The following is a 2,683-nucleotide window of genomic DNA, read 5'->3' as shown; positions in this document are numbered from 1 at the left end:
AGCTGCAGGCAAGAAATTTGGCGCAAGATATGGCAAAAGATATGGCACAAGACATTGCTAAAGATATGGCTAACGATATTGCGAGCGAAAAAACTCTCCAAACTGCCAAAAACTTGCTTAAAATAAACATCTCACCTGAACAGATTGCTTCTGTTACAGGGCTTTCCTTGGAGCAGGTTAAAAGCTTAAAAACTGGCAAAAGCTAAATCTCAAAAAACAGGTGGTAATATTTTTAATATCACCTGTTCTTGCAGTCATTTTTCTACGCTTTTAATCATTTCTTTTCCCCACCATTCGCACAGTTCTTCGTAGGCCTGCAACTGGAGTTCCGGGATTACTGCTTTTTTTAGCTGCTCAAGATTGTTTCTTGCGTAATACCGGCATGTCTTTTTCAACTCTTCAATTTCGGCTTCTGTAAGATTTTTGGCTTCTATGTCTTTTTTCTGAACAAAATCCAGAAGAACAGTGCTTGCGCTTGCGGCAGAGCAAACTTTTTTCCATTGCTCAAGGCTGTAAATTTTCTTTTCAGACGAAATTCCTGTATCGACACAGTAAGAATACACTTCGTTTTTTATGCCGGCATATTTTTTTGCATAAAAGGCAAGAAAAAAATAAACCAAAAAATCTTCCGCAAAGACACAATATACTGGAGGAATTTTTTCAAACGCATTCAAGCACAATTCACGCTCAAAAAGCTTTGCCCACAAAAAACCGCAATGGTTGCGCTGAACCAAAAAGCCATTTAGAATCTCATCTTTGCACAAAAAGCCTTCGGCGCGGCAATCTGTCCCGGCAAAAACATTGGTTATTTTTTTTGTAATTTCAAGAATCCTATTCTCTAAAAATTTTTTATCCTTTTCAGAAAGATTTTTTAAGTCCTGCTCAGTTTTGACTTTTGCCCTGCCATGAACAATGTCCGCTCCATTTTTTTCGGCAATCTCATACAGCGCGCTCAATGCGTCCGGCAAAAGAAAGTCGTCGCTGTCCACAAACATTATGTATTTTCCGGCCGCCGCATAAACTGCAGAACGGCGGGCTTCTACAAGGCCTTTGTTTTTTTCGTGCTGAACAAGCTTTACACAAAAATTTGGACTTTTATGCTTTTTGCAAAACTCTTTTAAAATCTTCTTTGTATTCAGCTCTTTTTCTTTTAACCGGCCAATTCCCTCGTCATCAACAACAATAATTTCAAAGCCGCAAAAATTTTGAGAGCAAATGCTTTCCAGGCATGCAGGCAGAAGTTTTTGCGTGCCGCAGACAGGCACACAGACAGAAATCTTTATCAATTTTTTTTTAAACAAACTGAGCATATAAAAAAATTATATCATAAAAAAAAGCGGCTTGCTCCACTTGTTATTATCGAGCGTTCGACTTCTCTGTCATTATCAGTCTTGGCCATTTGTCATTATCGGGCTTGACCGTTTGTCATTATCGGGCTTGACCCGATAATCCATGCGGATAGATTGCCGTGTCAAGCACGGCAATGACAAAAAAAAGCACGCAATGACAAAAAAAAGCACGGCAATGACAAAAAAGAAGAAAGCACAAGAATGGCAGAGACAAAAAAAGCGCGGCAATGACAAAAAAACAACTGCGGGAATGACAGTTTTGTTAGCATTGGAATGACAAAAAAAGCAAGCGCCATAATAGCAGTTTTTACTTACCGGCCGGCTGTCTTTAGAAAACTTTAATTTTCTGTATAATAAAAATTAGTTGTGCCAATATCAAACGATACAGAAATGCTGGCAGCTCCTCTTGAAAGCGTTGAGCCGTCAATATCAAACTCAACAATAGAGTCTTTATTTTTTAGTGCTCCACTACTGCCGTCTACCGCCTTCAAATAAAAGCCATCGTCAACAATTACAATCTTCTTTGGCACAACAGCGCAGAACTTTGTAGGCCCAAAAAAGTCGGTATTGGATGAATCAGCTGCATCAGGAATACAATAGTAATCCGTATAAGAACCTGTATTATGAGTATAGCTAAATTCTTTTACCTCTGATGCCCAGCCAAACTTCTCAAAAGAGCCGGTTTCTGTGCTGATTTTTACCAGCGCGCCGCGGCTATAAAAATAATCGTTGCTACTAAGCCCAACAGAACTAGAAGCCTCCTTTACAAGCGCATAAACATTCTCTGTACCATAGCCAAGGCCGTCTCCAAACTGCAAATCCGTTATCGAAATTGAATCATAGGAAGCATCATGCTTAGAAGAATCATAGCCTTCCAAAACATCTTGCGAAACAAGAGATTTTACAAGGCTTGGAGTTCCTACCGCAATGCTTCCAGAATCTACGGTCACAGTCGCTTTATAAACATTGCATGAGCTGTCTGCAAAATAAAAGTCATTTCCGTTGACTGCGATATTTGTTAAAGAAACGTTCTCTCCGAGAGCCGAAGTATTCATCGTTGCGCTTGCAGCTACAGCAGGCGTATCTCCCGTAGAAACAGCATAAACTGTCGCTGAGCTGTCTCCATTTACAAGCAGATATATATATCCGTTCACAGCGTCATAGCACATATCTGCAGGGCTGCTTGTAATTTCTGAAAGTTCGGCTGTTAAGTCAGAATCAGTTGAATAAGAATTTGAAGAAACTTTCATCGAATATTTGTTCAAAGCCGCCACGCTATCCGAAAACTCCACAGTCCAAAGATTGTAATTTTTGTCAAAGCAATAGCATTTAGA

Annotated in this window: 2 protein-coding genes and 1 pseudogene; 1 reads left to right on the top strand and 2 read right to left on the bottom strand. The window is 39.7% G+C overall.

Translation table 11 applies throughout. The annotated features are described in order from the left end of the window. Nucleotides 1–206: pseudogene (locus tag B2X33_RS03000) on the top strand (Rpn family recombination-promoting nuclease/putative transposase); the annotation flags it as partial. A 48-nt stretch (nucleotides 207–254) separates the two neighbouring features. Here the strand turns inward: B2X33_RS03000 and B2X33_RS02995 are convergent. Further along, nucleotides 255–1,286, bottom strand: coding sequence for a glycosyltransferase family 2 protein (locus tag B2X33_RS02995; protein WP_296020998.1), 1,032 nt, complete (start codon nucleotides 1,284–1,286; stop codon nucleotides 255–257). Nucleotides 1,287–1,687: 401 nt separating this feature from the next. Then, nucleotides 1,688–2,683: TdpA family lipoprotein (locus B2X33_RS02990; protein ID WP_296667546.1), on the bottom strand; the 996-nt coding region annotated here is incomplete at its 5' end.

This window comes from Treponema sp. UBA785 (assembly GCF_002297065.1).
Classification (GTDB): Bacteria; Spirochaetota; Spirochaetia; order Treponematales; family Treponemataceae; genus Treponema_D.
The sequence above is the reverse complement of the archived record's forward strand: the minus strand, read 5'-3'. Positions and strand labels throughout refer to the sequence as shown.